Annotated in this window: 21 protein-coding genes and 1 other RNA gene; 20 read left to right on the top strand and 2 right to left on the bottom strand. The window is 60.1% G+C overall.

Annotation, left to right across the window (positions count from 1 at the left end):
* The first annotated feature begins 33 nt into the window (after nucleotides 1-33).
* Nucleotides 34-378: a hypothetical protein gene (locus AB8880_02530; GenBank protein XDZ66291.1), complete on the top strand. Its 345-nt coding sequence runs from the start codon at nucleotides 34-36 to the stop codon at nucleotides 376-378.
* Here AB8880_02530 and AB8880_02525 read toward each other — a convergent pair.
* Nucleotides 359-622, bottom strand: a complete 264-nt coding sequence (locus tag AB8880_02525; protein ID XDZ66290.1) for a sulfurtransferase TusA family protein — start codon at nucleotides 620-622, stop codon at nucleotides 359-361. The genes AB8880_02530 and AB8880_02525 overlap by 20 nt on opposite strands.
* 96 nt (nucleotides 623-718) lie before the next feature.
* On the opposite strand from AB8880_02525, the gene AB8880_02520 reads away from it, so the two are divergent.
* The gene (locus AB8880_02520) at nucleotides 719-1,444 is read left to right on the top strand and encodes a TerB family tellurite resistance protein (protein XDZ66289.1); all 726 of its coding nucleotides are present in this window, start codon (nucleotides 719-721) and stop codon (nucleotides 1,442-1,444) included.
* Between the two features lie 3 nt (nucleotides 1,445-1,447).
* Nucleotides 1,448-3,307 carry an ABC-F family ATP-binding cassette domain-containing protein gene (locus tag AB8880_02515; protein XDZ66288.1) on the top strand — a complete coding sequence of 620 codons (1,860 nt, stop codon included), beginning with the start codon at nucleotides 1,448-1,450 and terminating at the stop codon, nucleotides 3,305-3,307.
* 40 nt (nucleotides 3,308-3,347) lie between these two features.
* Here the strand turns inward: AB8880_02515 and AB8880_02510 are convergent, their stop codons facing one another.
* Nucleotides 3,348-5,306 (bottom strand): sulfotransferase, encoded by a 1,959-nt coding sequence (locus tag AB8880_02510; GenBank protein ID XDZ66287.1) that lies wholly within the window; start codon nucleotides 5,304-5,306, stop codon nucleotides 3,348-3,350.
* Between the two features lie 185 nt (nucleotides 5,307-5,491).
* Here AB8880_02510 and rnpB point away from each other — a divergent pair.
* The 17 genes from rnpB to ftsZ all read left to right on the top strand — a co-directional run bounded on the left by rnpB (nucleotide 5,492) and on the right by ftsZ (nucleotide 24,450).
* Nucleotides 5,492-5,866: RNase P RNA component class A (rnpB, locus tag AB8880_02505), an RNA gene on the top strand.
* A gap of 336 nt (nucleotides 5,867-6,202) precedes the next feature.
* Nucleotides 6,203-6,691 carry a division/cell wall cluster transcriptional repressor MraZ gene (locus AB8880_02500; protein XDZ66286.1) on the top strand — a complete coding sequence of 163 codons (489 nt, stop codon included), beginning with the start codon at nucleotides 6,203-6,205 and terminating at the stop codon, nucleotides 6,689-6,691.
* Nucleotides 6,688-7,641 carry a 16S rRNA (cytosine(1402)-N(4))-methyltransferase RsmH gene (rsmH, locus tag AB8880_02495; protein XDZ66285.1) on the top strand — a complete coding sequence of 318 codons (954 nt, stop codon included), beginning with the start codon at nucleotides 6,688-6,690 and terminating at the stop codon, nucleotides 7,639-7,641. The genes AB8880_02500 and rsmH overlap by 4 nt, the downstream gene beginning before the upstream one ends.
* Nucleotides 7,641-7,985, top strand: a complete 345-nt coding sequence (locus tag AB8880_02490) for a hypothetical protein (GenBank protein XDZ66284.1) — start codon at nucleotides 7,641-7,643, stop codon at nucleotides 7,983-7,985. The genes rsmH and AB8880_02490 overlap by 1 nt, the downstream gene beginning before the upstream one ends.
* Nucleotides 7,982-9,682 carry a peptidoglycan D,D-transpeptidase FtsI family protein gene (locus AB8880_02485; GenBank protein XDZ66283.1) on the top strand — a complete coding sequence of 567 codons (1,701 nt, stop codon included), beginning with the start codon at nucleotides 7,982-7,984 and terminating at the stop codon, nucleotides 9,680-9,682. The genes AB8880_02490 and AB8880_02485 overlap by 4 nt, the downstream gene beginning before the upstream one ends.
* Nucleotides 9,669-11,135: a UDP-N-acetylmuramoyl-L-alanyl-D-glutamate--2,6-diaminopimelate ligase gene (locus AB8880_02480; protein ID XDZ66282.1), complete on the top strand. Its 1,467-nt coding sequence runs from the start codon at nucleotides 9,669-9,671 to the stop codon at nucleotides 11,133-11,135. The genes AB8880_02485 and AB8880_02480 overlap by 14 nt, the downstream gene beginning before the upstream one ends.
* Nucleotides 11,132-12,544, top strand: coding sequence for a UDP-N-acetylmuramoyl-tripeptide--D-alanyl-D-alanine ligase (murF, locus tag AB8880_02475; GenBank protein ID XDZ66281.1), 1,413 nt, complete (start codon nucleotides 11,132-11,134; stop codon nucleotides 12,542-12,544). Before AB8880_02480 ends, murF begins: the two co-directional genes overlap by 4 nt.
* A complete protein-coding gene (gene mraY / locus AB8880_02470) occupies nucleotides 12,534-13,622 on the top strand; it encodes a phospho-N-acetylmuramoyl-pentapeptide-transferase (protein ID XDZ66280.1) in 1,089 nt (362 codons plus the stop codon). The genes murF and mraY overlap by 11 nt, the downstream gene beginning before the upstream one ends.
* Before the next feature lie 5 nt (nucleotides 13,623-13,627).
* Nucleotides 13,628-14,947: a UDP-N-acetylmuramoyl-L-alanine--D-glutamate ligase gene (murD, locus tag AB8880_02465; GenBank protein XDZ66279.1), complete on the top strand. Its 1,320-nt coding sequence runs from the start codon at nucleotides 13,628-13,630 to the stop codon at nucleotides 14,945-14,947.
* The gene (locus AB8880_02460; protein ID XDZ66278.1) at nucleotides 14,940-16,052 is read left to right on the top strand and encodes an FtsW/RodA/SpoVE family cell cycle protein; all 1,113 of its coding nucleotides are present in this window, start codon (nucleotides 14,940-14,942) and stop codon (nucleotides 16,050-16,052) included. Before murD ends, AB8880_02460 begins: the two co-directional genes overlap by 8 nt.
* Nucleotides 16,049-17,146, top strand: a complete 1,098-nt coding sequence (murG, locus tag AB8880_02455) for an undecaprenyldiphospho-muramoylpentapeptide beta-N-acetylglucosaminyltransferase (protein XDZ66277.1) — start codon at nucleotides 16,049-16,051, stop codon at nucleotides 17,144-17,146. Before AB8880_02460 ends, murG begins: the two co-directional genes overlap by 4 nt.
* Complete coding sequence (murC, locus tag AB8880_02450; protein XDZ66276.1) at nucleotides 17,143-18,570, top strand: UDP-N-acetylmuramate--L-alanine ligase; 1,428 nt, start codon at nucleotides 17,143-17,145, stop codon at nucleotides 18,568-18,570. Before murG ends, murC begins: the two co-directional genes overlap by 4 nt.
* Nucleotides 18,567-19,490, top strand: coding sequence for a UDP-N-acetylmuramate dehydrogenase (gene murB / locus AB8880_02445; protein XDZ66275.1), 924 nt, complete (start codon nucleotides 18,567-18,569; stop codon nucleotides 19,488-19,490). The genes murC and murB overlap by 4 nt, the downstream gene beginning before the upstream one ends.
* Nucleotides 19,487-20,392, top strand: a complete 906-nt coding sequence (locus AB8880_02440) for a D-alanine--D-alanine ligase (protein XDZ66274.1) — start codon at nucleotides 19,487-19,489, stop codon at nucleotides 20,390-20,392. Before murB ends, AB8880_02440 begins: the two co-directional genes overlap by 4 nt.
* Nucleotides 20,383-21,180: a cell division protein FtsQ/DivIB gene (locus AB8880_02435; protein ID XDZ66273.1), complete on the top strand. Its 798-nt coding sequence runs from the start codon at nucleotides 20,383-20,385 to the stop codon at nucleotides 21,178-21,180. Before AB8880_02440 ends, AB8880_02435 begins: the two co-directional genes overlap by 10 nt.
* On the top strand, nucleotides 21,177-22,454 hold the full coding sequence (gene ftsA / locus AB8880_02430) for a cell division protein FtsA (protein XDZ66272.1): 1,278 nt from the start codon (nucleotides 21,177-21,179) through the stop codon (nucleotides 22,452-22,454). The genes AB8880_02435 and ftsA overlap by 4 nt, the downstream gene beginning before the upstream one ends.
* Before the next feature lie 187 nt (nucleotides 22,455-22,641).
* Nucleotides 22,642-24,450, top strand: coding sequence for a cell division protein FtsZ (ftsZ, locus tag AB8880_02425; protein XDZ66271.1), 1,809 nt, complete (start codon nucleotides 22,642-22,644; stop codon nucleotides 24,448-24,450).
* Nucleotides 24,451-24,563: the final 113 nt, after the last annotated feature.

The raw sequence follows: 24,563 nt of genomic DNA, 5'->3' as shown, positions 1-24,563 counted from the left end.
TACCAGTCCTGATCGCGAGCAAGGGAGCATATCATGACCGGACCATCACCACCGGAATGGGAAACCCGGGTGGAATTGCGGCTCGCTGAACTGGCAGCGGGCGGGAAAACCATCACCTATGCCGAACTTGCCCGGCAAACCGCTATTCCCGGCCCCCACCGGATACATAAACTCACCGTCTTTCTTGAAACCCTGATGGAACGGGACGCGTTACTGGGCGCACCGCTGCGATCTGCCGTCGTGGTCAGCCGCACCCATGGCATGCCTGGCCGCGGCTTCTTTGACAAACTCCATGAACTTGGCCTTGCGTCGCCGGCGGAAGACCCGCGGCAACTCCATCAGCGGCTTCTCGGCGCCCTCAACCCGCCCCGACCCTGATCAGAAACCGGAGCAAGGGTTCGGCATCCGGCCTTGGTGTTTTGCTCGTTTCAAGAAGCTCATGTTGGCCGGTTTCGCAGAAATGCGCAAAATCCAGCGAGGCTGCCGGATCATCGGCCAGCACTTCGAGCGTGTCGCCCTTCTGCATGTCCTTGATCGCCCGCCGCGCCTTCAGCACCGGCAGCGGGCATTTGAGCCCGGTCAGATCAAGCGAGATATCAGCGCAAGGTATATCCGTCATCATGGCAGAACCCTAATCACATTCCGCTCCGTCGACAAGATCAAGTTTGTCGCGGCTAGGCACTTGCCGCAATGCGGCAACGCCTTTAATTAGAAAGACATGAGCATATGGGGTAAGATCATCGGCGGCACCGCCGGCTTCGCGCTGGGCGGCCCTATCGGCGGATTGATCGGCGCGCTTGCCGGTCATGCCGTCGATACCTATGCCGTCAAGACCGGCACTGAGCCGGACAGCACCCGGGAAGTGGCGTTCACCATTGCGCTGATCGCCCTTTCCGCCAAGATGGCCAAGGCCGATGGCAACGTCACCCGCGATGAAATTCTCGCCTTTCGGGAAAAGGTGGAAATCCCGCCGGAGGAAATTGAAAATGTCGGTCGGCTTTGGGATCTGGCGCGGAAAACCCCTGATGGTTTTGATGGCTACGCGCGTCAGGTGGCGGAAATGTTCAGCCCCGGCTCACCGGTGCTGGATCAGCTCATGGGCCTGTTGTTTCACATCGCCCGCGCCGATGGAGAACTGATCCGGAGCGAAGAATTCTATCTTGCCGAGGTTGCCGCCATTCTCGGCTATGATGAAAAAGGCTTTGCGCGGCTCAACATGTTTTACGGCAGCAATAAGGGCAATCCCTATCATATTCTCGGCCTTGATCCGGATTGCGGTGATGAGATCATCCGCCCGGCATGGATTGCGCTGGCACGGGAAAATCATCCCGATCGCCTGCTGGCCGAAGGCCTGCCGGAGGAGTTCATCCGTGCCGCAACCGACCGGCTGGCTGAAATAAACCGGGCCTATGATGCCATTCGCGGCGAGAGAGGGTTGAGCTAGATCATGGCGGATAACCTTCTTAGCGTAGCCGATCTCGGGGTCAATCTTGGGGACAGGTGGCTGTTGCGCCATGCCGATGTCACGGTCTCCGCCGGTGACCGGCTCTGTCTGGTGGGCCGCAACGGGGCCGGCAAATCAACCCTGATGAAGATGATGGCGGGGTTGAGCGAAGCCGATGAAGGATCGCTCTGGGTTGCCCCGGGGGTGACGGTCTCCTACCTGCCCCAGGCCCCGATCCTGCCAAGGGGCATGTCGCTTGCCTCCATCGTTCAGCACGGCACCGGATCTGATGGTGATTATGTTGCCGAGACGCACCGGGCGGAGGCGATGATCACCCGCATGGGGCTTGATCCGGGCTGGCTTTCGGACGGGCTTTCCGGGGGTGAGGCCCGCAGGGTTGCCCTGGCACGGGCACTGGTCAAGGAGCCTGATGTTCTCTTGATGGACGAGCCCACGAACCATCTCGACCTGCCCACCATCACCTGGATGGAAGAGATGCTGCTGGCACGCAGCGGCGCGATGGTGATTATCAGCCACGATCGCGCCTTCCTGCGCCGGATCGGCAATGGCACGCTCTGGATCGAGCATGGAGTGCTGCGCCGGCGTCAGGGGGCGTTTGACGGCTTTTACGACTGGGCCGAAGCCATCCAGGCCGAAGAAGCCACCCGTCTTTACAAAATGGACCGCCGCATTGCCGCCGAAACCCGCTGGTCCCGGGAGGGTATATCGGCGCGGCGGAAACGCAATATGGGCCGGATGCGTGAGCTTGAAACCCTGAGGATGGAACGCGCCCGCCTTGCGGCACCGCTCGGGCGCAATGCCAGGATGGAAACAACCGCCGTTGAATCCGGCGGCCAGATGGTGCTTGAAGCGATCGACCTGACCGTCACCGTCCCGGCCAGCCGCCCCGGCCAGAAACCGGAGGCCATGGCCGGTGATGCGGATCGCCGCGTGCTGCTCAATCATTTCAACGGGCTGGTGCGAAAAGGAGACCGGATCGGTATCATCGGCCCCAACGGGATCGGGAAATCCACCCTGGTCAAGGCGCTGCTCGGGCTGATCAACCCCGATAGCGGCCGCGTCCGCGAGGGATTCGGGCTGATGACCTCCTATTTCGACCAGCAGCGTGCTTCACTCAATGGCGAGGATACGCCGTGGAGCGTTCTCTGCCCCGGCGGCGGCGATACCGTTGAGATCGGCGGCAGATCTGTTCATGTCAAACGCTACCTGCAGGATTTCCTTTTTGACGAGTACAAAGTCACCCAGCGGGTACGGACACTTTCCGGAGGCGAGCAGAACCGGCTCCTGCTTGCCCGTCTTTTTGCCGAAGACCACAACTTCCTTGTGCTGGATGAACCAACCAATGATCTGGACATGGAGACACTTGAACTTCTGCAGGAAGTCATCGCCGATTACACCGGCACGGTCCTCATCATCAGCCATGATCGTGATTTCATCGACCGCACCGTGACCGCTCTTCTGGTGTTCGAAGACGAGGGAAGGATCATTCCCCATGCCGGCGGCTACAGCGATTACCTGTCACGCCGTACCCGCAATGAAGAGAGAAAACGCACCAAACCGGCGAAATCGCCCCCGAAAGAAAAACGCATCGCCAACCGCACCGCCCGGCTGAGCTTCAAGGACAAACACGCGCTTGAAACCCTGCCGGGGGAAATTGCCGGACTTGAAACCTCCATCGCGGCGGCAGAGTCAAAACTTGCCGATCCGGATCTTTTTGCCCGCAATGCCGAACTCTTCAACCTTCTTGCCGAACAGGTCCGGCAGGAACGCACCCTTCTGGCCAGGCTTGAAGACCGGTGGCTTGAACTTGAACTGCTCCGCCAGGAAATCGACGGCGACTAGCGGCACCATTTCCGCCGCTGCCTCCCCGGCCCCGGGGTCATCACTTCCCGTATTCGACGCCGCCTGCATCGAAAATTTTGAGCATCGGCTTCAGGTGATGGGTGTATTCTTTCCACGCATCCGAACTGCCCTGATACATTTCCTGCCGCACCTGATCCTGGCTTGCCGTCAGCACGCCGCGCTCGTTGCGGTGAAACTCGAGGCACGCATCCTCCCAATCCAGCCCGCAATATTCAAGAATCCGCCGGGTTTCGTCTTCCTGCTCGAGGGTCAGCCGGTTGTAGTCGAGCTCGTAAATACGGCCCGGGAATTTCTCCCGCCAGAACTCCATCAGATCAAGATAGAGTTTGTGGTAATGCCCCAGATCCTCGATATCAAAGGTGAAACTCATCCCCCGGGCCGGAAAGAAGCGCGAGAAACATGACCAGCAGACCGCCACCGGATCACGGTTGAGGTGAATGATCTTGGCCTTGGGAAAGGCACAGAGAATGAACCCGAGCCGCAGAAAATTATGCGGCATCTTGTCGGTGATGATCCGCTTGTCGGTGTTCAGCTCCTCGAGATGCCCGAGATACGCCTGCCGGATCGATTCAAAAACCTTGCGCTCGAGCTGCACTTCCGGATGTTTCGGCAGAAGATACATCAGCTCGGCGGTTTCTTCGTTCATGAAATTGAGCTCACCCGCGCCATGCACGCGACTGTGGGATGAGATGATCTGTTCGGTCAGGCTGGTCCCTGATCTCGGCATGCCGATGATGAAAATGATCTCCCGGTCACCGGGATTGGTGTTCGCCGCGTAATGCTCGGGCGTGATATGGCTGAATTCGTCTTTCAGGTCACGAAACTGTTCTTCGGCCTTGCTGATGTTGAAACCGCTAAGTTCCTTCTGCAGCGCACCTGATGCCTTGAACGTGCGAAACGCCTTTGCGGTATCGCCCATCTCCCGGTAGATGTTGCCAAGGGCGAAACCGGTGATGACCTTGCGCTTTTTTTCGTAACTGTGCTCGGCGCGCTTGCGATAGATCTGCTCGAGCCTCTTGCGGATCTCGTCAGGGGAGAAGTGATCGGGAAGATGGCTCAGCTGGATGAGCGCACCGGTATTGTCCGGGTCGGTTTCAACGACATGGGTGAGATGCCCGAAAGCATCGTCCCTTCGGCCCATGATGGAATAAAGGTTTGCCAGCGTCAGGCGGAGCATGTTGCTTTCCGGTGGGCCATCCTCTGTCTTTTCCTCGTCCTCGACGGCCTCAGCCACGGCTTTTTCAAGCAGATCGATGGCTTTCTCGATCCGGAACGTGTCCTTGTAGGCAGTCGCGAGACTGCACAGGACCTCCATGTTTTGCGGCTCAATCTCAAAGGCTTTTTCCAGATGCGGAACGCTGTCTCTTGACCTGCCGCATTCCACCAGCGTTTTTCCAAGAACAAGCAGCGGCTGGAAGGAATCGGGGTCAAGCTCGACCGCCTTTTTGATGGCATCGATCCCGGCCTTGTTTCGTTCGAGCGCAACAAGGCACTGGCCGATGGAAATATGCATATCCACCCGGTCAGGCTCCAGCTCCCTGATCTGCTCGAGATAGTTGAGACTCTCCTCGAAATCCTCGGCCTCAAACGCATTCGAGGCCAGTATCCCCAGAAATTCGATATTGTCCGGCGCTGACCCCAGCGCGTCCTTCAGGAGACGGTTTGCATCCGCACGGCGCTGAGCCTTCAAATACGCCATGGCCAGTTTATGCTTGATGTCGACCGCCTCCGGTGCCAGCGCCAGCGCCTCTTCGAAATTGGCAATCGACTTGTCTGTCTTTTCCTGCAGATCATACGCCATGCCGAGAGTGACCCGCAGAACGAGCGATGTCGGATGGGTTTTCTTGAGCTTTTCGGCAAGGCGCGTGCCGCCCAGCAGGTCATGCTGCTGAAAGAGATCAAGGAGTTTTGCCCTGTCCTGATCGCTGATATCAAAAGATGTTTCGGGCGGCGGCGAAGTGGGGGATGAAGTGGTCATGGATGGCTCAAAAATTGCTGGTACAGAAGATGTCGAACTGTAAAAGACCGGCAAAGCCCGTGGCAAATCACTTTCCTGTGATCACCTTCTGCCCTCATTTGCGGCCCCTGGGGATTGCCTTCTGCGCGCCTCTCCGTGCATGAGACTTGACAGAAAACATCTCCGCGATCAGTCTTGGGCATGGATCAGATGGCCGGATGGCCGCTGGCGGCGGCAACGCCTGCTGGAGGAAAGTCCGGGCTCCACGGAACCACGGTGCCGGGTAACCCCCGGCGAGGGCGACCTCAGGGAAAGTGCCACAGAAAACAGACCGCCATGCACGCATGGCAAGGGTGAAACGGTGCGGTAAGAGCGCACCGCGGTTCTGGTAACAGAACTGGCAGGGTAAACCCCACCGGGAGCAAGACCATATAGGAACGTGCGGGCCTTCGGGTTCAGGGGAAGGTTTCGCCCCGACGTTCGGGTAGGTCGCTAGAGATGCGGGGCAATCCGCATCCCAGATGAATGGCCATCCCCCGCCTTGGCGGGGACAGAACCCGGCTTACAGGCCATCTGATCCATTTTACCGCAATCCCCGGACATATTCCAAAGACAGATCCGAAGACAGATGGAAGGGCATGATACGCCCGAAATGCGGCATCAAAAGCCTAAATCCTTGAAAAAGTTGAGAACATATGGTGAACATGTTAAATTATCATTACTTTTCAATAGCATAATCTATTTTCTTCAAGTTTTAGTCTAACTCATTGAAAAAGCGACACTTTTTTATCCAGCCTTGGCAATTTCCCATTGACGTACCATTAAATCCCATGATATCCCATAATATCCCATAGAATTTTCTTAAGTGGAATTTATGGGAGCAACGTTGAAACAAGGCGACGATTAGGACTAAAGACGTGATTTTTCTGTCCACCTATGAAAACAAGATCGACCGCAAGGGACGGGTTTCGGTACCCGCCACCTTCAGGGCGACGCTTGAGGTGAACAGCCAGCCTCTGATCATTACAAAATCCCTCACCTCTCCTTGCCTTGAAGGTCAGGGATCGGCGCGCATTCAGCAGATTGTCGACGTGCTCGATACGATGGATGCGCTGGCCGAGGAAACACGGACGCTCCAGACCCTGCTCTCCAACGCGCAGGAAATGAAACTCGACGCCGAGGGCCGGATCATGCTGCCCGAAGAATTTCTCGCTTTTGCGGATCTGAGCGAGACGATCGTCTTTGCCGGTGTCGGCCGCCTGTTTGAGATGTGGAATCCGGCCGCCTGGCGTGAGCGCGAAGCCACCCAGCGTGAGGTGGCACGCAGCCAGGGCCTGCCGAAACTTATTCTCAAGCCTGGGGGCATTCCGCCGGGATCTGCCGCGCCGGACAAGGAGGGGTCATGACCCAGTCGCTCCACCAGTCCGTCATGCTTGTTGAGGTGGTGGAGGCGATGAGCCCCAGTCCGAACGCCGTCTATCTGGATGCCACCTTTGGGCGCGGCGGCTATACGCTTGCCCTTCTCGAATCTGCCGATTGCCATGTCGTTGCCATCGACCGCGATCCGGATGCCATCGCCCATGGCAGAACCATGGCTGAAAAACTCCCTGGGAGAATGACTTTGTGCGAGGGTCCATTCTCCCAACTTGCCACGCTCGCCTCATCTTCGGGGTATCCATCACTGGATGGAATTGTATTTGATCTGGGGCTATCCTCCCCCCAGATCAACGAGGCCGAGCGTGGCTTTTCTTTCCGCGAAGACGGCCCGCTTGACATGCGCATGGAGAAATCGGGCGCCAGCGCGGCGGAGTTTGTCAACTCGGCGAGCGAGACCGAACTTGCCCGCGTCCTGTGGGAATATGGTGAAGAACGCGCCTCCCGCCGTATTGCCCGCGCCATCGTCCGGGCCCGGGCGGAAAGCCCGATTGAGCGGACCCATGAACTTGCCGCGATCATCCGCGCCGTGATGCCGAAGCCCAGGCCCGGCCAGATTGATCCGGCAACCCGCAGCTTTCAGGCCATCCGCATTCACATCAACGAGGAGCTTGAAGAAATCAGGCAAGGGCTCAGGGCCGCGGAAACCTGTCTTAAACCCGGCGGCGTCCTTGCGGTTGTATCCTTCCACTCTCTTGAAGACCGGATCGTCAAGCAGTTCCTGCGTGATCGCTCGGGCCAGGCGCCGCGCCCCTCACGCCACCTTCCGGACGCCCCGGCCCGCGCCCCGAGTTTTGAGCTTCGGGACCGCCGTCCGATAACCCCCGGCGAGGCCGAGATCAACGCCAATCCCCGCGCCCGTTCCGCCCGGCTCAGGGTAGCCCGGCGAACCGCTGCGCCATGCTTTCAGGAGGTCGCGTAATGCCTGGTTTCTATCAGTATCGCTCCTTCATTCTTGGTGCCCTGCTGATTGTAGCGGCAGGCATTGGCGCGTTCATGATCAAAAGTCATGCCATCGAAAAGGAACAGGAGCTTGCGGAAATTCTCGCGCAGATCGAAGCCGAGAAAGATCGCATCACGGTTCTTGAAGCGGACTGGTCCTACCTGACGAGGCCAGCGCGAATCCAGCATCTGTCCCGGGAAATGCTTTCCTTCGAGCCGGTGACCCCCGATCGCATCCTCAGCCTCGATATTTTCGACAAGGCCAAAGGGACCACCCCGCCCGAAGGGCTGTTCCGCAACACGATTTTTGAGGGGGTGGAATGAGCATCTGGCGTTCCATCAGCAGTCTTCTCAAAAGGATGCCCGCAGCCGAGGCCCGCATAGTCGCCCGTCAACGCCTTGTTCTGGCAGGCTCGCTCGGCATGGCGTTTTTTATTCTGATCGCAATGCAGGTGGTGTCGCTGGCCATGGTCGAGGCCCGGGCGGGCGGGTATAGACTCTCCGGCGATGACAACCCTCTTCGCGGCAAGGTCTATGATCGCAAGGGCCGGGTGCTGGCAACCTCGCTGCCGGCGTTCATGCTCTACGCCGATCCGGCGGAGGTGATGAACCCCTACGAAGCCACCCTGCAGCTTGCCGAACTTCTGCCCGGGCTGACCGAAGAAGAGATTTTCGCAAAACTCACCCAGAAAGGACGTTTTTCGGAAATATCGTGGAAGGTTTCGCCTGCCACCTATGCCAAGACCCTGAAGGCCGGTATTGTCGGCGTCTATGGCCGCAAGCGAATTACGCGCTTCTACCCCCATCGCCAGGAGGCAGCACATATCCTCGGCGCCGTCAACAAGGACAATATCGGTATTGCCGGCATCGAAGCTGGCATGCAGGACCGCCTGATCCGTGGCGAGGATGTTCATCTTTCCATCGATATCGCAATCCAGTCCATCCTCCGGCATGAGATCACCGAACAGATCACCAAATTCGAAGCCATCGGCGGGGCCGGCGTTGTCATGGACGTTGAAACAGGTGAGATCATCGCGATGGTCTCGCTGCCGGATTACGACGCCAATTACCTTGCTGATGCCAGCCCGGATTCCCTCTTTAATCGCGCCACCAAAGGTGTTTATGAACTCGGCTCGACTTTCAAGATCTTCAACACGGCCATGGCCGTGGATAGCGGCGTCTTTTCGCTGGATGACATGATCGATGTGGTCAGCCCGCTTCGTGTCGGGCGGTTCCCGATCCGTGATTTCCACCCCGAAAAGACCCCGCTCAACGTGGCCGAAGTCATGGTGGTATCGTCGAACAAGGGCTCGGCGCGGATTGCCGACACCCTCGGCCCTCAGCTCCAGCAACGCTATATCAATGCCCTCGGCCTGACTTCGCCCCTGCCTCTTGAAATCCCCGAGGTCGCAGCACCGATCGTGCCGTCGCGCTGGAAGCGGGCCGAGGTGATGACCATATCCTATGGTCATGGACTTTCCGTCACGCCGACCCATCTTGCCGCCGCCATCGCCACCACGATCGGGGACGGAACCAGGGTTGTCCCCTCTCTCGTGAAAGGCGGGGCAGCCTCACCCATCAGCGAAGAAGTGTTTTCCGAAAAAACGGTCCGGCAGATCAGGCCGATCATGCGTCGGGTGGTAACCCATCCGCGCGGCACGGGCAAAAAGGCGGATGCCCGCGGCTACAGCGTCGGTGGCAAGACCGGCACATCCGAGAAGATCAGCACCACCGGCGGCTACAGCCGCAAGGCGAATATCGCCTCCTTTGTCGGTGCTTTCCCGTCGCATGCGCCACGCTATGTGGTCATGGTCATGGTGGATGAGCCGAAAGGCCAGAAATTCAGCTTCAATTACGCCACCGGCGGCTGGGTTGCCGCCCCGGCGGTGGGACGTTTCATCAATCGCGCGGCGCCGATGCTGGATGTGGCACCGGTGAACGAAAAATCGCCTGAAATCCGCCAGATTTTGATGGTCAATTTGCCTCAGCTTGATATGGAGGTGAAAAATGCGTCTTACTGATCTGATCCCGGAGGCCGACAGATCTCTGGAGAAGATTGAGATAAGAGGCATCACCGCCGACAGCCGCGACGTGGCGGAAGGCTTTCTTTTCGTGGCCATTAAAGGCACGTCCCTTGACGGCCACGCCTATATTGCCGAGGCCGAAAAGGCCGGCGCGGCGGCGGTGCTCGCCATGGATGCGCCACCAGAATCTGCGGGGATACCCATAATCCGGGTCGCTGACACCCGCGCGGCGCTGGCCCGGGCGGCGGCGGCCTTCTATCAGAAACAGCCCGGCATCATTGCCGCGGTCACCGGCACCAACGGCAAGACAAGCGTTGCCGAATTCCTGCGCCAGATCTGGGAAAGGGTGGGCTGGACGAGCGCCAGCATCGGCACCCTCGGGCTGCGCGGCAAGACACTGAAAACCCTTGGCTCTTTCTCTTCTCTCACCACGCCTGATACGGTCAGCCTGCATGAAGGCGTTGCAATGCTTCAACAAGAAGGCATCACCACCCTTGCAATAGAAGCCTCCAGCCATGGCATCGAACAGCATCGTCTTTCCGGGCTCAATATCTGTCTTGCCGGCTTCACCAATCTCAGCCGTGATCACCTTGACCACCACGCGGATATGGAGGCCTATTTCAACGCCAAGGCGATGCTTTTTACCGATCTCTTGCGCGATGGCGGGGTGGCGGTCATCAATATCGACGATGAACATGGCCGCCGGTTGCAGAAAATGATCTCTTCCCGGCCGGTCCATATCCTGACGGTGGGGCATCACGCCGATGCCGATCTCCGCATCCTCTCCGCCCAGACATATACCGGCGGCATGACCGTGAAAGTCAGTTTTGAAAATTCTGAATTTACCCTGGCCCTTGCGCTCATCGGGGCATTTCAGGCGGAAAATGCCATGCTCGCGGCAGGTCTTGCCTATGGCTCCGGCCTTGCCATGGACCATGCGCTTCTCAGCCTGCCCTATGTCAAACCGGCACCGGGGCGGATGCAGGCTGTTCCCGGCCATCCCGGTGGCGGACAGGTCATCATCGACTACGCCCATACCCCAGATGCGCTCAAAACCGCGCTTGCCACCCTGCGTGAGGCCGGAACAGGGCGCCTCGGCGTGGTCTTTGGCTGCGGCGGTGATCGCGACCAGGGCAAGCGACCGGAAATGGGAAAGATAGCCGCCGATCTCGCGGATTTTGCCATCATTACCGATGATAATCCACGCAGTGAAGATCCGGCCGCGATTCGGGCAGAGATCCGCAGCACCTGCCCCGATGCAACCGAAACAGGTGACCGCAGTCTTGCCATTCGCCAGGGTATTCAGGCACTTGGCCGAGGCGATATCCTTCTTATTGCCGGCAAGGGGCATGAGGAAAACCAGCTCATCGGCTCCGAAACACTGCCTTTCAGCGATGAAGCGACGGTTGCCGCCATTCTCCGCAGCCTGCCCCGGGAGGCCTCGGCATGATCTGGCGCGGTGAGGATATTGCCGCTGCAACCGGCGGCACAGCGATCGGCGGCACGGGCTGGGAGGCCGGCGGCATTGCGATTGATAACCGGCAGACATCGGCAGGTGATCTCTTTGTTGCCCTCGAAGGCCCCAATCACGACGGCCATGATTATGTCGACGCCGCGGGTGCAGCTGGCGCCGTGGCCGCGCTTGTCTCCCATCCGGTCAGGGCAGAACTGCCGCAGATCCATGTTGGGAATACCCTCGATGCGCTATGGGCGCTGGGCAAATCCGCCCGTGACCGGAGCACCGCGCAAAGGATCGCCATCACCGGCAGCGTCGGCAAGACAGGCACCCGTCATCTTGTCAGCACCGTTCTGGCATCCGGGGGCAGTTGCCATGCCTCCGAAGGCAATCTCAACAACCAGATCGGCGCCCCGCTCAGCCTTGCACGGATGCCGCGGGATTCGCGGTTTGGCGTCTTCGAGCTCGGGATGAACCACGCAGGCGAGATTGCCGAACTCAGCCCGCTTGTCTCTCCTCATATAGCGGTCATCACCCAGATCGCCGCAAGCCATATCGGGCAGTTTGACAGCCTTGATGCAATCGCCGCGGCGAAGGCGGAAATCTTCACCGGTCTGGCGCCGGGCGGAATGGCGATCATCAACGCCGATGACGGCTATGCCGGCATGCTATCGGCGGCGGCCCGTGATGCAGGCGCGTCATCGGTCATCACCATCGGCGTTGCGGATACGGCCACCCATCAGATCACCCGCATAACACGTCGGGATGACGGGCTTGACGTTGACGCAACCCTGGCCGGCACACCGCTCACCTTCCGCCTCGGGATGATGGCCCCGCACTGGGCGTATGCGGCCCTGACCAGTCTGGCCGTCGCCCATGCGCTTGGTCTTGATCTGGACCGCTGCATCGAGGCGCTTGCCGCCGCGCTTGATCTTCCCGGGCGCGGGCAGCGTCTCCGGGCGATGCTGAAAGGCCAGCGCAGCATCACCATCATTGACGACAGTTACAACGCAAGCCCGGCCTCGATGGCGGCCGCGATCCACAGCCTCGGCAGCGATCCATGGGAAGGACGCCGCATCGCCATTCTCGCCGACATGCTTGAATTGGGCGAACAAACCCGCACGCTTCACCAGGGGCTTGCCGAAGATATTGAGACCGCGGGCATTGATCTTGTCATCTGCTTCGGCCCGGCGATGAACGCTCTTGCCAGCCGCCTTGATGCCGCAAACCTTGAGCACCGTGTCGCCGCCGATGCGGAAGGCGCGATCAGTCTTGCATTCAACCTGCTTGAAGATGGTGATCTTGTGCTGATCAAGGGATCCAACGGCATGCGCACGCGTAAAGTGGTCGACGCGCTGGTCACCGGCCAGCCCAACCCCAGTGGAGAAAGCCATGCTGCCTGACCTCCTCGCACCGCTGGCTGATCAGTTCCAGCCGTTCAACGTCTTCCGCTATATCACCTTCAGGACCGGCGGCGCGCTGATGACGGCGCTTCTGATCTCCTTTCTTCTTGGCGGGCGGATGATCACCTGGCTCAAATCCCTGCAGGGCGAAGGCCAGCCGATCCGGGATGATGGACCGGAAAGTCACATCATCAGCAAAAAGGGCACCCCGACCATGGGCGGGCTCATGATCCTGATTGCCTTCGGGGTCTCGTCGCTTCTCTGGGTACCGCTTGGCTCTGTTTATCTATGGCCGGTACTGGTTCTTTCCTTGAGTTTCGGGGCGATAGGATTTGCCGATGATTACCTGAAACTCAGCCGCCGCAATACCAAAGGTCTTTCCGGCAGGCTGAAACTCGGCTTTCAGCTTCTTTCAGCCTTTGTCGTGACGATGATGCTGGTGGAAGTCGCACCGGACAATCTGCGCTACGGCCTCGCCATCCCGATGCTCAAGGACGTCGTGATCCCGCTCGGGCTGATGTATTTTCCCTTCACCATGTTTGTCATGATCGGCTCATCGAACGCCGTCAACCTGACGGACGGGCTGGACGGGCTTGCCATCGTGCCGGTTATCATCTGCGCCCTTTCCTTCGGCTTCATCGCCTATCTTGTCGGCAACACGAACTTTTCCACCTATCTGCAGATCCCCTATGTTCCCGGAACAGGAGAACTTGCGGTTGTCTGCGGCGCCCTGATCGGCGCCGGGCTGGGCTTTCTCTGGTACAATGCCCCGCCAGCCAGTGTCTTCATGGGGGATACAGGCTCACTGGCGCTGGGCGGCGCCCTCGGCGCGATATCCGTTGCCACCCGTCATGAACTGGTGCTGGCGATCATCGGCGGGCTGTTCGTTCTTGAAACCGTTTCCGTCATCGTTCAGGTCGCGTCCTTCAAACTGACCGGCAAGCGCGTCTTTGCCATGGCCCCGCTGCATCATCATTTTGAGAAAAAGGGCTGGCCCGAATCCACCATCGTCATCCGTTTCTGGATCATCTCGGTCATTCTGGCCCTGATCGGCCTTGCCACACTGAAACTCAGGTAACACGCATGATCATTCCGTTTGACATGGCAGGAAAAACACTCGCGGTGCTGGGGCTAGGACGTTCCGGGATGGCCAGTGTTTCGGCGCTGGTGGCGGCGGGAGCGACGGTCCATGCCCATGATGACGCTGCCTCGCCTCCTCTGCCGGAGGGCGCGATATCCGCGCCGCCCTCGGCATGGCCATGGGAAGACATGACCGCGCTGGTCATGAGCCCCGGCATTCCCCACGCCTTTCCCGCGCCGCATCCGGCGGCTGAACTGGCGAGGGCAAACGGGGTGCCGATCATCTCGGATATCGAGCTTCTGATCAACGCCGGACCGGTGGCACGGGTGGTGGGCATCACCGGCACCAATGGCAAATCCACCACCGTCAAACTTCTCGGGCATCTCTTGAAAGAGGCGGGCGTTCCGGTGGCCGTCGGCGGCAATATCGGCACCGCGGCGCTGGCCCTCGATGATCCGGGGCCGGAGGGCGTGATCGTGCTTGAACTCTCATCCTATCAGCTTGAAACCACCCCGTCGCTACGCCTTGATGCCGGGGCGCTGATCAACATCACGCCGGATCATCTTGACCGTCATGGCGGCTGGGAAGGGTATATCGCCGCCAAGCGCCGCCTGGTTGAGGCAATAAAACCTGAAGGGATGCTGGTGCTTGGCCGCGATCCTGACCTTGTTGATCTGGCCGGCCCCTGCGCAGGCAAGGTTGCGGTGATCTCCCCCGAAGATGCGCCCTTCATCGGCCTGAGAGAGAATCTGCCCGGCCCGCATAATATCGAAAACGGCGCCATTGCCTTCCGGCTTGGCCGTTTCCTTGGCCTTGACGAGGCCGTGATGCTGGGGGCCATTCCCGGGTTTAAAGGCCTGCCGCACCGGATGGAGATCGTCGGTTTTGCCGGGCCGATCCGTTTCGTCAATGACAGCAAGGGCACCAATTCCGATGCCGCCCTGCAGGCACTCAGGAGTTATACGTCCATCTACTGGATCGCCGGCGGCCTGTCCAAGGAAAAGGGGATTGGCACCATCAGCGCCGCGCTCGGCAATATCCGCCGCGCCTATCTGATCGGCAAATGCGCCGAAAGCTTCGCCGCCGATCTTGCCGGCAAGGTGGAATACCGGATGTCAGGCACCCTTGATCAGGCGATCCGCACGGCTTTTGCCGATGCAAGAGAAGACAATCTGCCCGAAGCAACCATCCTTCTTGCACCGGCAGCCGCCAGTTTTGATCAGTTCGCGCATTTTGAAGAACGCGGCGATACCTTCCGCAGAAAGGCGCTTGAACTGATCGCCGCCACCCCCCCGGAAGAAACGGCGGTGGGTCATGTTTAACCGGACCGATCGCAGCATTCTCGGGATCTGGTGGTGGACGGTGGACCGCTGGTTGCTGGCCTCGGCGCTGGGGCTTGCCATCATCGGGATCTTCCTCGTCATGGCGGCGAGCCCGCCCGTGGCGGAGCGCATCGGCTTTGACAGCCAGCATTTCGTCGGCCGTCACGGGATCTTTCTCCTGATTGCGCTTGCAACGCTGCTCGGGGTATCAATCCTGACGCCCCGCCAGATCAGGATAATGAGTCTGGCCGGTCTTTTTGCCTCTCTTCTGCTGATCGTGGTGGCGATTTTCATCGGCCCGGAAATCAAGGGCGCAACCCGATGGATTCCGCTCGGCCCGTTCAAACTTCAGCCCTCGGAATTTGCCAAACCGTTCTTTGCCGTGGTCAGCGCCTGGCTTCTGAGCCTGTGGCGGGAGGAAAAGGGTTTCCCGGGCTGGGCCATTTCCATGGGCTGCCTTGCTGCGCTGGCCGGGCTTCTGATCCTCCAGCCTGACATGGGCATGACGGTTGTCATCCTCGCGACCTGGGGCTTCCAGATCTTCCTTGCCGGGATGCCGCTGGCGCTGGTGCTGATCCTTGCGGTGTTCATTGCGCCGATCATTGCGATTACCGCCTATTTCACCCTGCCGCATGTGCAGATACGCGTAACGAAATTCCTTGAGGGCGGCAACATGCAGGCAGAAACCGCCATGCGGAGCTTTTCCAATGGTGGCTTCTTCGGCGTCGGGCCCGGCAATGGCGAGGTCAAGAACAGCCTCCCCGACGCCCATGCCGATTTCATTTACGCCGTCGCCGCCGAAGAATTCGGGGCGTTGATGTGCCTTTTGCTCCTGTGCCTTTACATCTTCATCGTCATGCGCGGCTTCCTCAAGGCCAGCAGCAGCGACAGCCTCTTTCTGATCCTTGCCGTTTCGGGGCTGGCCATGCAGTTCGGGTTGCAGGCCGCCATCCATATGGCCTCATCGGTTCACCTCATCCCGACAAAGGGCATGACCCTTCCCTTTATCAGCTATGGCGGCTCGTCTCTTCTGGCCACGGGCGTGACCATGGGGATTCTGCTGGCCCTGACACGGCGCCAGTTTCAGCCGGGGAGGCTTGCATGACAACGGTCTTTCTGGCAGCTGGCGGCACGGGCGGGCATGTGTTCCCCGCGGTGGCGATTGCCGAATCCCTGACAAAAGAAGGCATCCGCCCCGTCTTCATCACCGACCGCCGGGGCAAGAGGATGATCCCGGCCGAATACCGGAGCTGGACAATTCTCGCCGCCTCGCCCTATGGCAGCAGCCTCTTCATCCGGCTCAAGGGCATGACCAAACTTCTTCTCGGTTGTCTTGAGACATGCCTCGCCATCGCCTGGCACCGCCCCCGGATGGTGATCGGTTTCGGCGGTTATCCCGCCGTGCCGCCGGTGATGATCGGCCGTCTTTTTGGCCTGCCCCTGATCATCCATGAACAGAATGCCTTTCTTGGCCGGGCCAATCGTTTTCTTTCCGCCCGCGGGGATGTGCTCGCCCTGTCCTGGCCGGAGACAAGGAATATTCCGGCGGCGGCGGCAGATAAGGTTCTGCTTGCCGGCATGCCGGTACGTTCAGGCTTCCACCAGATCAGCCGCCGCGGATATGCGCCGCCTGAAACAGATGGTCCTATCCATATTCTGATCGTCGGCGGCAGCCTCGGCGCCAGGGTATTCGGGGAAACCGTGCCCGAAGCCATCAGCCGCCTGCCGGAAAAATTGCGCTCCCGCCTCAGGGTGACGCATCAGGTGCGCGGAGATCAGATGGAAGCCATCCGGGCCCAATATGCGCGCCATAATGTCAGCGCTGATCTGCATCTGTTTATCACCGACATGCCGGCTGAGATGGAAAAGGCGCATCTCGTGATCTGCCGTGCCGGCGCCTCTTCGGTGGCGGAACTGGCAGCGGCAGGCCGGCCGGCGGTTTTTGTTCCCTATCCCCACGCGATGGATGATCACCAGACGGCCAATGCCATGGCGGCGGCGGCGATCGGCGGCGGCTGGTGCGTGCCCGAAGCCGAGATGAGCGCAGGTTCTCTTGCCGGGCGCATCGCCTCCCTTGTTTCTGATGGGGAAACATTGAGCAAGGCGGCGGCGGCCATTGGCCGGCTCAACCCGCCTGATCCGGCCCGGACGCTGACGACAAGAGCGCTTGAACTATTGTCAAAAGGGCGGGCGTCATGAGTCAGCTGCCTCTTTCCATCGGACGTATCCATTTCACCGGCATAGGCGGCATCGGGATGAGCGGGATTGCCGAAATCCTGCATGAGATGGGCTACAATATTGCCGGCAGCGACACCTCCGCCAACGCCAATGTCCAGCGATTGATCGGCAAGGGTATCCCGGTCACCATCGGCCAGAAGGCCGAGAATGTCGATGATGCCTCCATCCTGGTGATCTCGACGGCGATACGTCCGGACAATCCCGAAGTGCTTGAAGCAAGGCGGCGCTTCCTGCCGGTTGTTCACCGGGCCGAAATGCTGGGTGAGTTGATGCGCCTGCGCTGGTCCGTTGCCATTGCCGGCACCCATGGCAAGACCACCACCACCTCGCTTGTGGCCACGCTCCTCGATGCAGGCGGGATTGATCCGACCGTCATCAATGGCGGGATTATCCGGGGATGGGGGAGCAACGCCCGGCTTGGCGCCAGCGACTGGATGGTTGTTGAGGCCGATGAAAGCGACGGCTCCTTCTCCCGCCTCAAGCCAACCGTCGCGGTGGTGACGAATATTGATCCCGAACATCTCGATCATCACGGCAGTTTTGACAATCTCAAAGCCTCCTTCCGTAATTTTGTTGCCTCGATCCCGTTCTACGGCTTTGCCTGCCTTTGCACCGATCATCCGGTGGTCCAGCGCATGATCCCTGAAATTTCGGAACGCCGCCTCATCACTTACGGGTTTTCGGCCAGCGCCGATATCCGCGCCATCAATGTTTCCTCTTCCGAAAAGGGGATGACGTTTGACGTCGCCGTCTCCGAGCGCATGGATACCGGCCTTGAACGGATAACCGATATTCATCTGCCGATGCTGGGAGATCATAACGTGCTCAATTGCCTTGCCGCCATCGGCGTGGCGCTTGAAATGGGGGTTGAGGTTGAAGCAATCCGCCGCGGTCTCGGGCAATTCAAGGGGGTGGGCCGCCGGTTTGATTTCAAGGGCACCGCCGCGGGCATAACCGTGATCGACGACTACGGCCATCATCCGGTGGAAATTCAGGCCGCGCTTTCGGCCGCCCGGATGCTGAAACCCGAAAGCCGGGTGATCGCCGTCATGCAGCCGCATCGCTACACCCGTCTGCGTGATCTTTTTGCCGATTTCTGCGGTTGTTTCAATGATGCCGACCATGTGCTGATTGCCGATGTCTACGCCGCCGGGGAAGACCCGATCGACGGTATCGACCGCGATCATCTGGTCCGGGGCCTGCAGGAACACGGCCATCCCTCCCCGATGGCGCTCAAGGGGCCTGAAAGCCTTGCCGCGCAGGTGCTGGAACTGGCACGCCCCGATGACGTGGTCATCTGTCTTGGCGCCGGCACCATTACAAACTGGGCCGCCGATCTGCCCGCGCAGATCGAGGCACTGGCGGCGGAAAGGGGGCAGGAATGACCGATCTTCTCCATCGCCTGCCCGATGTCCGCGGCACCTTGGAGCCGATGGTGCCGATGCTTCGCCACACCTGGTTCGGGGTTGGCGGCGTGGCGGATGTCATGTTCTCCCCGGCCGATGCCGAGGATCTGGCCGCCTTCCTTGCTGCGACACCGCTTGATATCCCTGTCTTTCCGATGGGGGCAGGCTCAAACCTTCTGGTGCGTGATGGCGGCATAAGGGGCGTTGTCGTCAACACGGTCACCCATCTCAACTCGAGGGAGGTTTCCGGCGATACGCTCATCGTCGGGGCCGGACTTCATGACGCGGAATGCGCGCGATTTGCGGCCAGCCACGGGATCGGCGGGCTGGAATTTCTGGTGGGAATCCCCGGCACGATCGGCGGCGGGCTTCGCATGAATGCCGGCGCATATGGTGTTGAATTCAGGGATATCGTCATCACCGCCGAGGCCATAGACCGTTCTGGCCGAACGCATGTGGCAACCCCGGCCGGGATGGGCATGGCCTATCGCCACAGCAATGCCCCGGAAGACTGGATCTTCACCCGCGCGACCCTGAAGGCCGTCAAGGGCGATGCCGCCTCCATCCGCGCCCGCATGAAAGAGATTATTGCAAACCGCGCCGATGCCCAGCCGCGTGGTGTTCGCACCGGCGGGTCAACCTTCGCCAATCCCGATGGCGGCAAGGCCTGGCAGTTGATCGACGCCGCCGGCTGCCGCGGCCTCAGCCTGGGCAGGGCGATGGTATCGGAAAAGCACTGCAATTTCCTCATCAACAATGGCGGCGCCAGCGCCGATGAGATCGAACGCCTCGGGGAGACCGTCCGCCAAAAGGTCGAGGAGACAAGCGGCGTTGCCCTCAGGTGGGAGATCAGGCGCATCGGCGAGGAGACCTTGGATATCAAAGGGAGGGCCGAATGACCGACAGATCAGGCCTGACCCTTATCCTCATGGGAGGCTGGACCGCCGAAGCCGAGGTTTCGCGCAACTCCGCCAATGCCTGCCTCGCCGCTGCCCGCAGCGCGGGCTGGACCACCGAGACACTGGAAGTCACCCGTGATCTGCCTGCCCGTCTTGCGGCCCTGAAACCGCACCGCATCTTCAATGCCCTGCATGGCCAGATGGGGGAAGACGGCAATATCCAGGGCCTGCTCAACATCCTTGAGATCCCCTATACCCATAGCGGTCTTCTGGCCTCGGCGATTGCCATGGACAAGCCCGCAACCAAACATGCGCTGGCCCCTTCGGGCATCCGCTTTCCGGAAAATCTCGACTGGTCCGTTGAAGACGACCGGCTGATCATCCCCCATCAGGGGCCGATCGTGATCAAGCCGCGCAACGATGGCTCGAGCATTGGCGTTGCGCTGGTGGATGCCGGCGGCGACCTGCCGCCCTGTTCCTTCTGGCCGCAGGGCACCGAGCTCATGGTGGAGCCGATGATCCGCGGCCGTGAACTCACCGTTGCCGTCCTTGATGGCGAACCGCTGACGGTGACCGAAATCACCCAGGCCAACACTTTTTATGATTACGAAGCGAAATACAGCCAGGGCGGGTCATCGCACCAGCTTCCCGCCGATATTCCCCGGCATGTGTTTGAGACCTGCATGGAATGGGCGAGTGTCGCGCATCGCGGGCTGGGCTGCCGCGGCGTCAGCCGCAGCGATTTCCGCTGGGATGATGCCGAAGATCAGCTTTTCATGCTTGAGATCAACACCCAGCCCGGCATGACCGAAACCTCGCTGGTGCCGGAACAGGCCGCCCATTGCGGCATAGAAATGCCGGCACTGATCGATCACTTGCTAAAGGCGGCCCGATGCGACTGAACCTTTACCGCAGCAGCGATGCATCGCCCCGCCGTCCGTCGAGAAAACCTCCCTTGGGCAAGATACTCCTGTCGATGATGGCCGTATCGCTGGCCCTTGCCGGTCTTGCCGCCTGGCTCTGGCGCGAGGTGATCGGCGACCGCGTCCTTGAGGCCACCGCCCATGCCGGGCTCCGGCTTGAACGGGTTGAGATCAACGGCCGCCTGAATGTCAGCGAAAAAGCCGTCAAGGATATGATCGAACGGGATTGGCATACGCCGATGATCAGGCTTGATCTTGAACGCATCCATGATGATCTTCTCCGGCTTGGCTGGGTAAAGGGGGCAAGGGTTGAACGCCGGCTGCCGTCCACCCTGATCATCACCCTCGAAGAACGGCAGGCGCTGGCGCTCTATCAGGATGAAGCCGGCCACCATGTCATTGATCGCGACGGCGAGGTCATCGCGGGCGTGGCGGTGGAGGAATTCACCCATCTGCCGGTGATCAAGGGGCCGAATGCGCCGGCGAAAGCAGCCTCCATCCTTGCCTTGCTGAAGGCGGAACCTGATCTTTTCGCCGAGGTCTGGTCATTGAGTTTTCAGTCCGAACGGCGCTGGGATGTTTTCCTGCGCAACAATATCCGCATCCAGCTGCCCGAGGAGAATGTCGACAAGGCCTGGGCGCGGCTTGCCCAGCTGGATCGCGAACATCGCCTGATGCAGCGTGATCTGATGAATATCGACCTCAGGGTTCCGAACAAACTGGTGATCCGGCCGTCACGGTCGGCGCAGAAGGGAAGCAATACATGAGCAAGGCAACGCGAAAACCTGTCCTCCGCAAACCCTCGCGCCAGCGTTCAGGTGTGCTGGCAGGCCTTGATATCGGCAGCAGCAAGATCGCCTGCTTCATCGCCGAAAACGACGGCTCGGTGGGCCCGGTGGTCAAGGGGATCGGGCAATATGCCGCCGCGGGCATGCGTTCAGGTGAAGTGGTGGATATCGAAGCGCTCAGTGTTGCCATCGGCAAATCCGTTGAGGCGGCTGAAATCATGGCCGGGCTGCCCATTGACCGGGTTTCGGTAAGCGTCAGCGGCGGCGGGCAGCGGTCCGTGATCCGTCGCCACCTTACGGATGTGGCCGAAGGCGTGGTCAGTGAACGTGATATCGCGCGGGTGCTCCGGCAGGATATGGAAACGAGCGAAGGCGAAGGCCGGACGGTGCTGCACCGTATCCCGCTTCAATACATGCTTGATGGCATCAAGGGGATCCGCGAGCCTCTCGGCATGCGCGGCCGCAGTCTCGGCGTTGATCTCGCCGTTGTCAGCGCCGCCGAAAGCACGATAGCCAACCTGACCACCGTGGTCGAGCGCAATCATCTTGAAATCGAATGTTTTGGTGCAAGCACCTATGTCTCGGCGCTGTCTTCTCTTGTCGAGGATGAAAAGGATCTGGGCGCAACCGTGATCGACATGGGGGCAGGCGTCACCGGCATTGCCATTTTCATGGAAGGAAGCCTTGTCTATATCGATCAGGTTCCGGTGGGCGGCGGCCACGTCACCTCCGATATCGCCCGCGGGCTTTCCACCCCGATAGAGGAAGCCGAGCGGATCAAGACGCTCCATGGCAGCGTTCTTGCCGCCATCGGCGATACGGACCAGCTGCTGACCCTACCCCTCATCGGGGAGAAGACACGGGAAACCGCCCAGCAGGTCGAGCTCGGGCTGCTCGGAGAGATCATCCGCCCCCGCATCGAGGAAACTTTCGAGATGCTGCTCAGGCGGCTGGAGGCAGCGGGTTTCGGGGCCGCGGCAGGCCAGCGCGTCATCCTCACCGGCGGCGCCGCCCAGCTGCCCGGGATTACGGAATTTGTCACGACCCTCTTTGGCCGGGCGGTTCGCATCGGCAAGCCCATCGGTCTTGTCGGCATGGCCGATTCCACCCGGGGTCCTTCCTTCTCCACCACGGCAGGCCTGCTCCGCTTCACCAGCGTCGAGCATGGGCGTGAGCCAAAACTTGAAACCTTGCGCGAAACCCGGGCCGGCATGTTTGGCCGGATCGGTGAGTGGTTCAACAATCATATCTAGGAGTGAAAATGAGCCCCCTTTTCCATCAACGCTCAATCACTTCCGATCAGGTTTCGGGTTCTCCCCGAAATACGGGCAACAACGATCACCGGTGCCGCCCGTCACCATCATCACCGTCTGCTTCCGCATTCCGGGATCAGGCTTCAACGCACCAGCAAGACGGTGCAATTTTTAAGGAGATCATGCCATGACTCTCAATATTTCTGTTCCGACTTCCACCCAGGAACTCCGCCCGAAGATCACCGTTGTCGGTGTCGGTGGCGGTGGCGGCAATGCCGTCAACAACATGATAGCGGCCAATCTGGAAGGCGTGGACTTCCTTGTCGCCAACACCGATGGCCAGGCCCTTGCCAGCTCTCTTTGTGCGCGCAAGATCCAGCTTGGACGTCAGCACACCCAGGGTCTCGGGGCTGGCTCAAAGCCTGAAATCGGCCGGATTGCCGCCGAGGAAAGCATCGATGACATCATGGCCGAACTTGCCGACAGTCACATGGTATTCATTACCGCAGGCATGGGTGGAGGCACCGGCACGGGTGCCGCTCCGGTGATTGCCAGGGCCTGCCGTGAGCGCGGCATCCTCACCGTCGGCGTTATCACCAAACCGTTTGATTTTGAAGGCCAGGTGCGGATGAAACAGGCCATCGGCGGCATTGAGGAGCTTCAGGCCTATGTCGATACGCTGATCGTCATCCCGAACCAGAATCTCTTCCGCCTTGCCAATGAACGCACCACCTTTGCCGATGCCTTTGCCATGGCCGATGAAGTGCTGCATCAGGGCGTATGCGGGGTGACCGATCTCATGATCAAGCCCGGGATGATCAATCTCGATTTCGCCGATATCCGGGCAGTCATGTCTGAAATGGGCAAGGCGATGATGGGCACGGGTGAAGCTTCGGGTGAAAACCGGGCCACCAGTGCCGCCGAAGCCGCGATCAACAACCCGCTTCTGGATGAAACCACCATGAAAGGGGCACAGGCTGTCCTGATCAATATCACCGGCGGCACCGACATGACCCTTTTCGAGGTCGACGAAGCCGCCAACCATATCCGCCGCGAAGTCGACGCCGACGCCACGATCATCTTCGGCTCGGCACTTGATGAAAAACTGGATGGCATCATGCGTGTCTCCGTCGTCGCAACGGGCATGGAAGCCGAAGCGATGATGGCCCGTCCTCCACAGCCTGCACCCGATCACCGGCCCTCGTTCACGCCGGCACCTCTGGTGCGTAACCTGACCGGAACCAGGAGCACGGCGCTGGCAGGTGAAACCGTGGCGAAAGCCGAAAGCGCCGCCGCACCCATGGCCGCCGCACCCATGATGGAAACTTCCGCCATGGCAACGGCACCGATGGAAGCAGAGGAGACGCTCCCCCCCCAGCCCCTGACCCCATCTGTCAGCCTGGATCCCGGGCTTGATCCGGACGCACCCGCAATGGCAGAGGCCGCGGATCAACCTTTCTCGCTTTCGAGCATCCCGCCTCATGCCGAAGATCATGAAGAAGACGAGACGCAGGAGACCGAAACCGGCCTCAGCGATGATCCCGATCAGGGCAGTCTCATGGATATGGTCACCGCCGCACCGGAAACCACCTCTTCGGGTGACGATACGGCCGCAGTTGAGCCGGAAACCGGGGCAGAAAAGCCGTTCGTCCTCGGCAGGACCGTTGAGATATCCGACCCTGAACCTGCCCAGCCTTCAGGGCAGGGTAATGGCAGCCTGATCAGCCATATCTCAAGGATGTTCTCGGGCAAAAGCGCGGCTGCAACGGAACAGGCAGCAGCGCCGAAATCCGGGGAAACCTCCCCGCGTGAGCCGATCCTGAGCCCCATCGTGAAGACCGACACCGCCGAAACTCAGGCAGCGAAAGCTGAACAGCCTGTTGACAGCGGGATCGCAGCGCTCAAGCCGACGCCGCAAAGCCAGTTCGACATGCCGGAAATCGACGAAGAGGACGATCTCGAAATTCCGGCCTTCCTTCGCCGCCAGGCCAACTGACGGCAGCGACAGGAAGATGATAACATGGCATGAAAACTGACGGCCTGATCAGCCGGCGAACGGGTACGGATTGCAACAAATCGTAACCATTCGTGATTTGCTACCACTCGGAA

The sequence above is a fragment of the Alphaproteobacteria bacterium LSUCC0684 genome (assembly GCA_041228335.1).
GTDB lineage: Bacteria > Pseudomonadota > Alphaproteobacteria > Puniceispirillales > UBA1172.
This window is presented reverse-complemented; position numbering and strand designations above follow the sequence as displayed.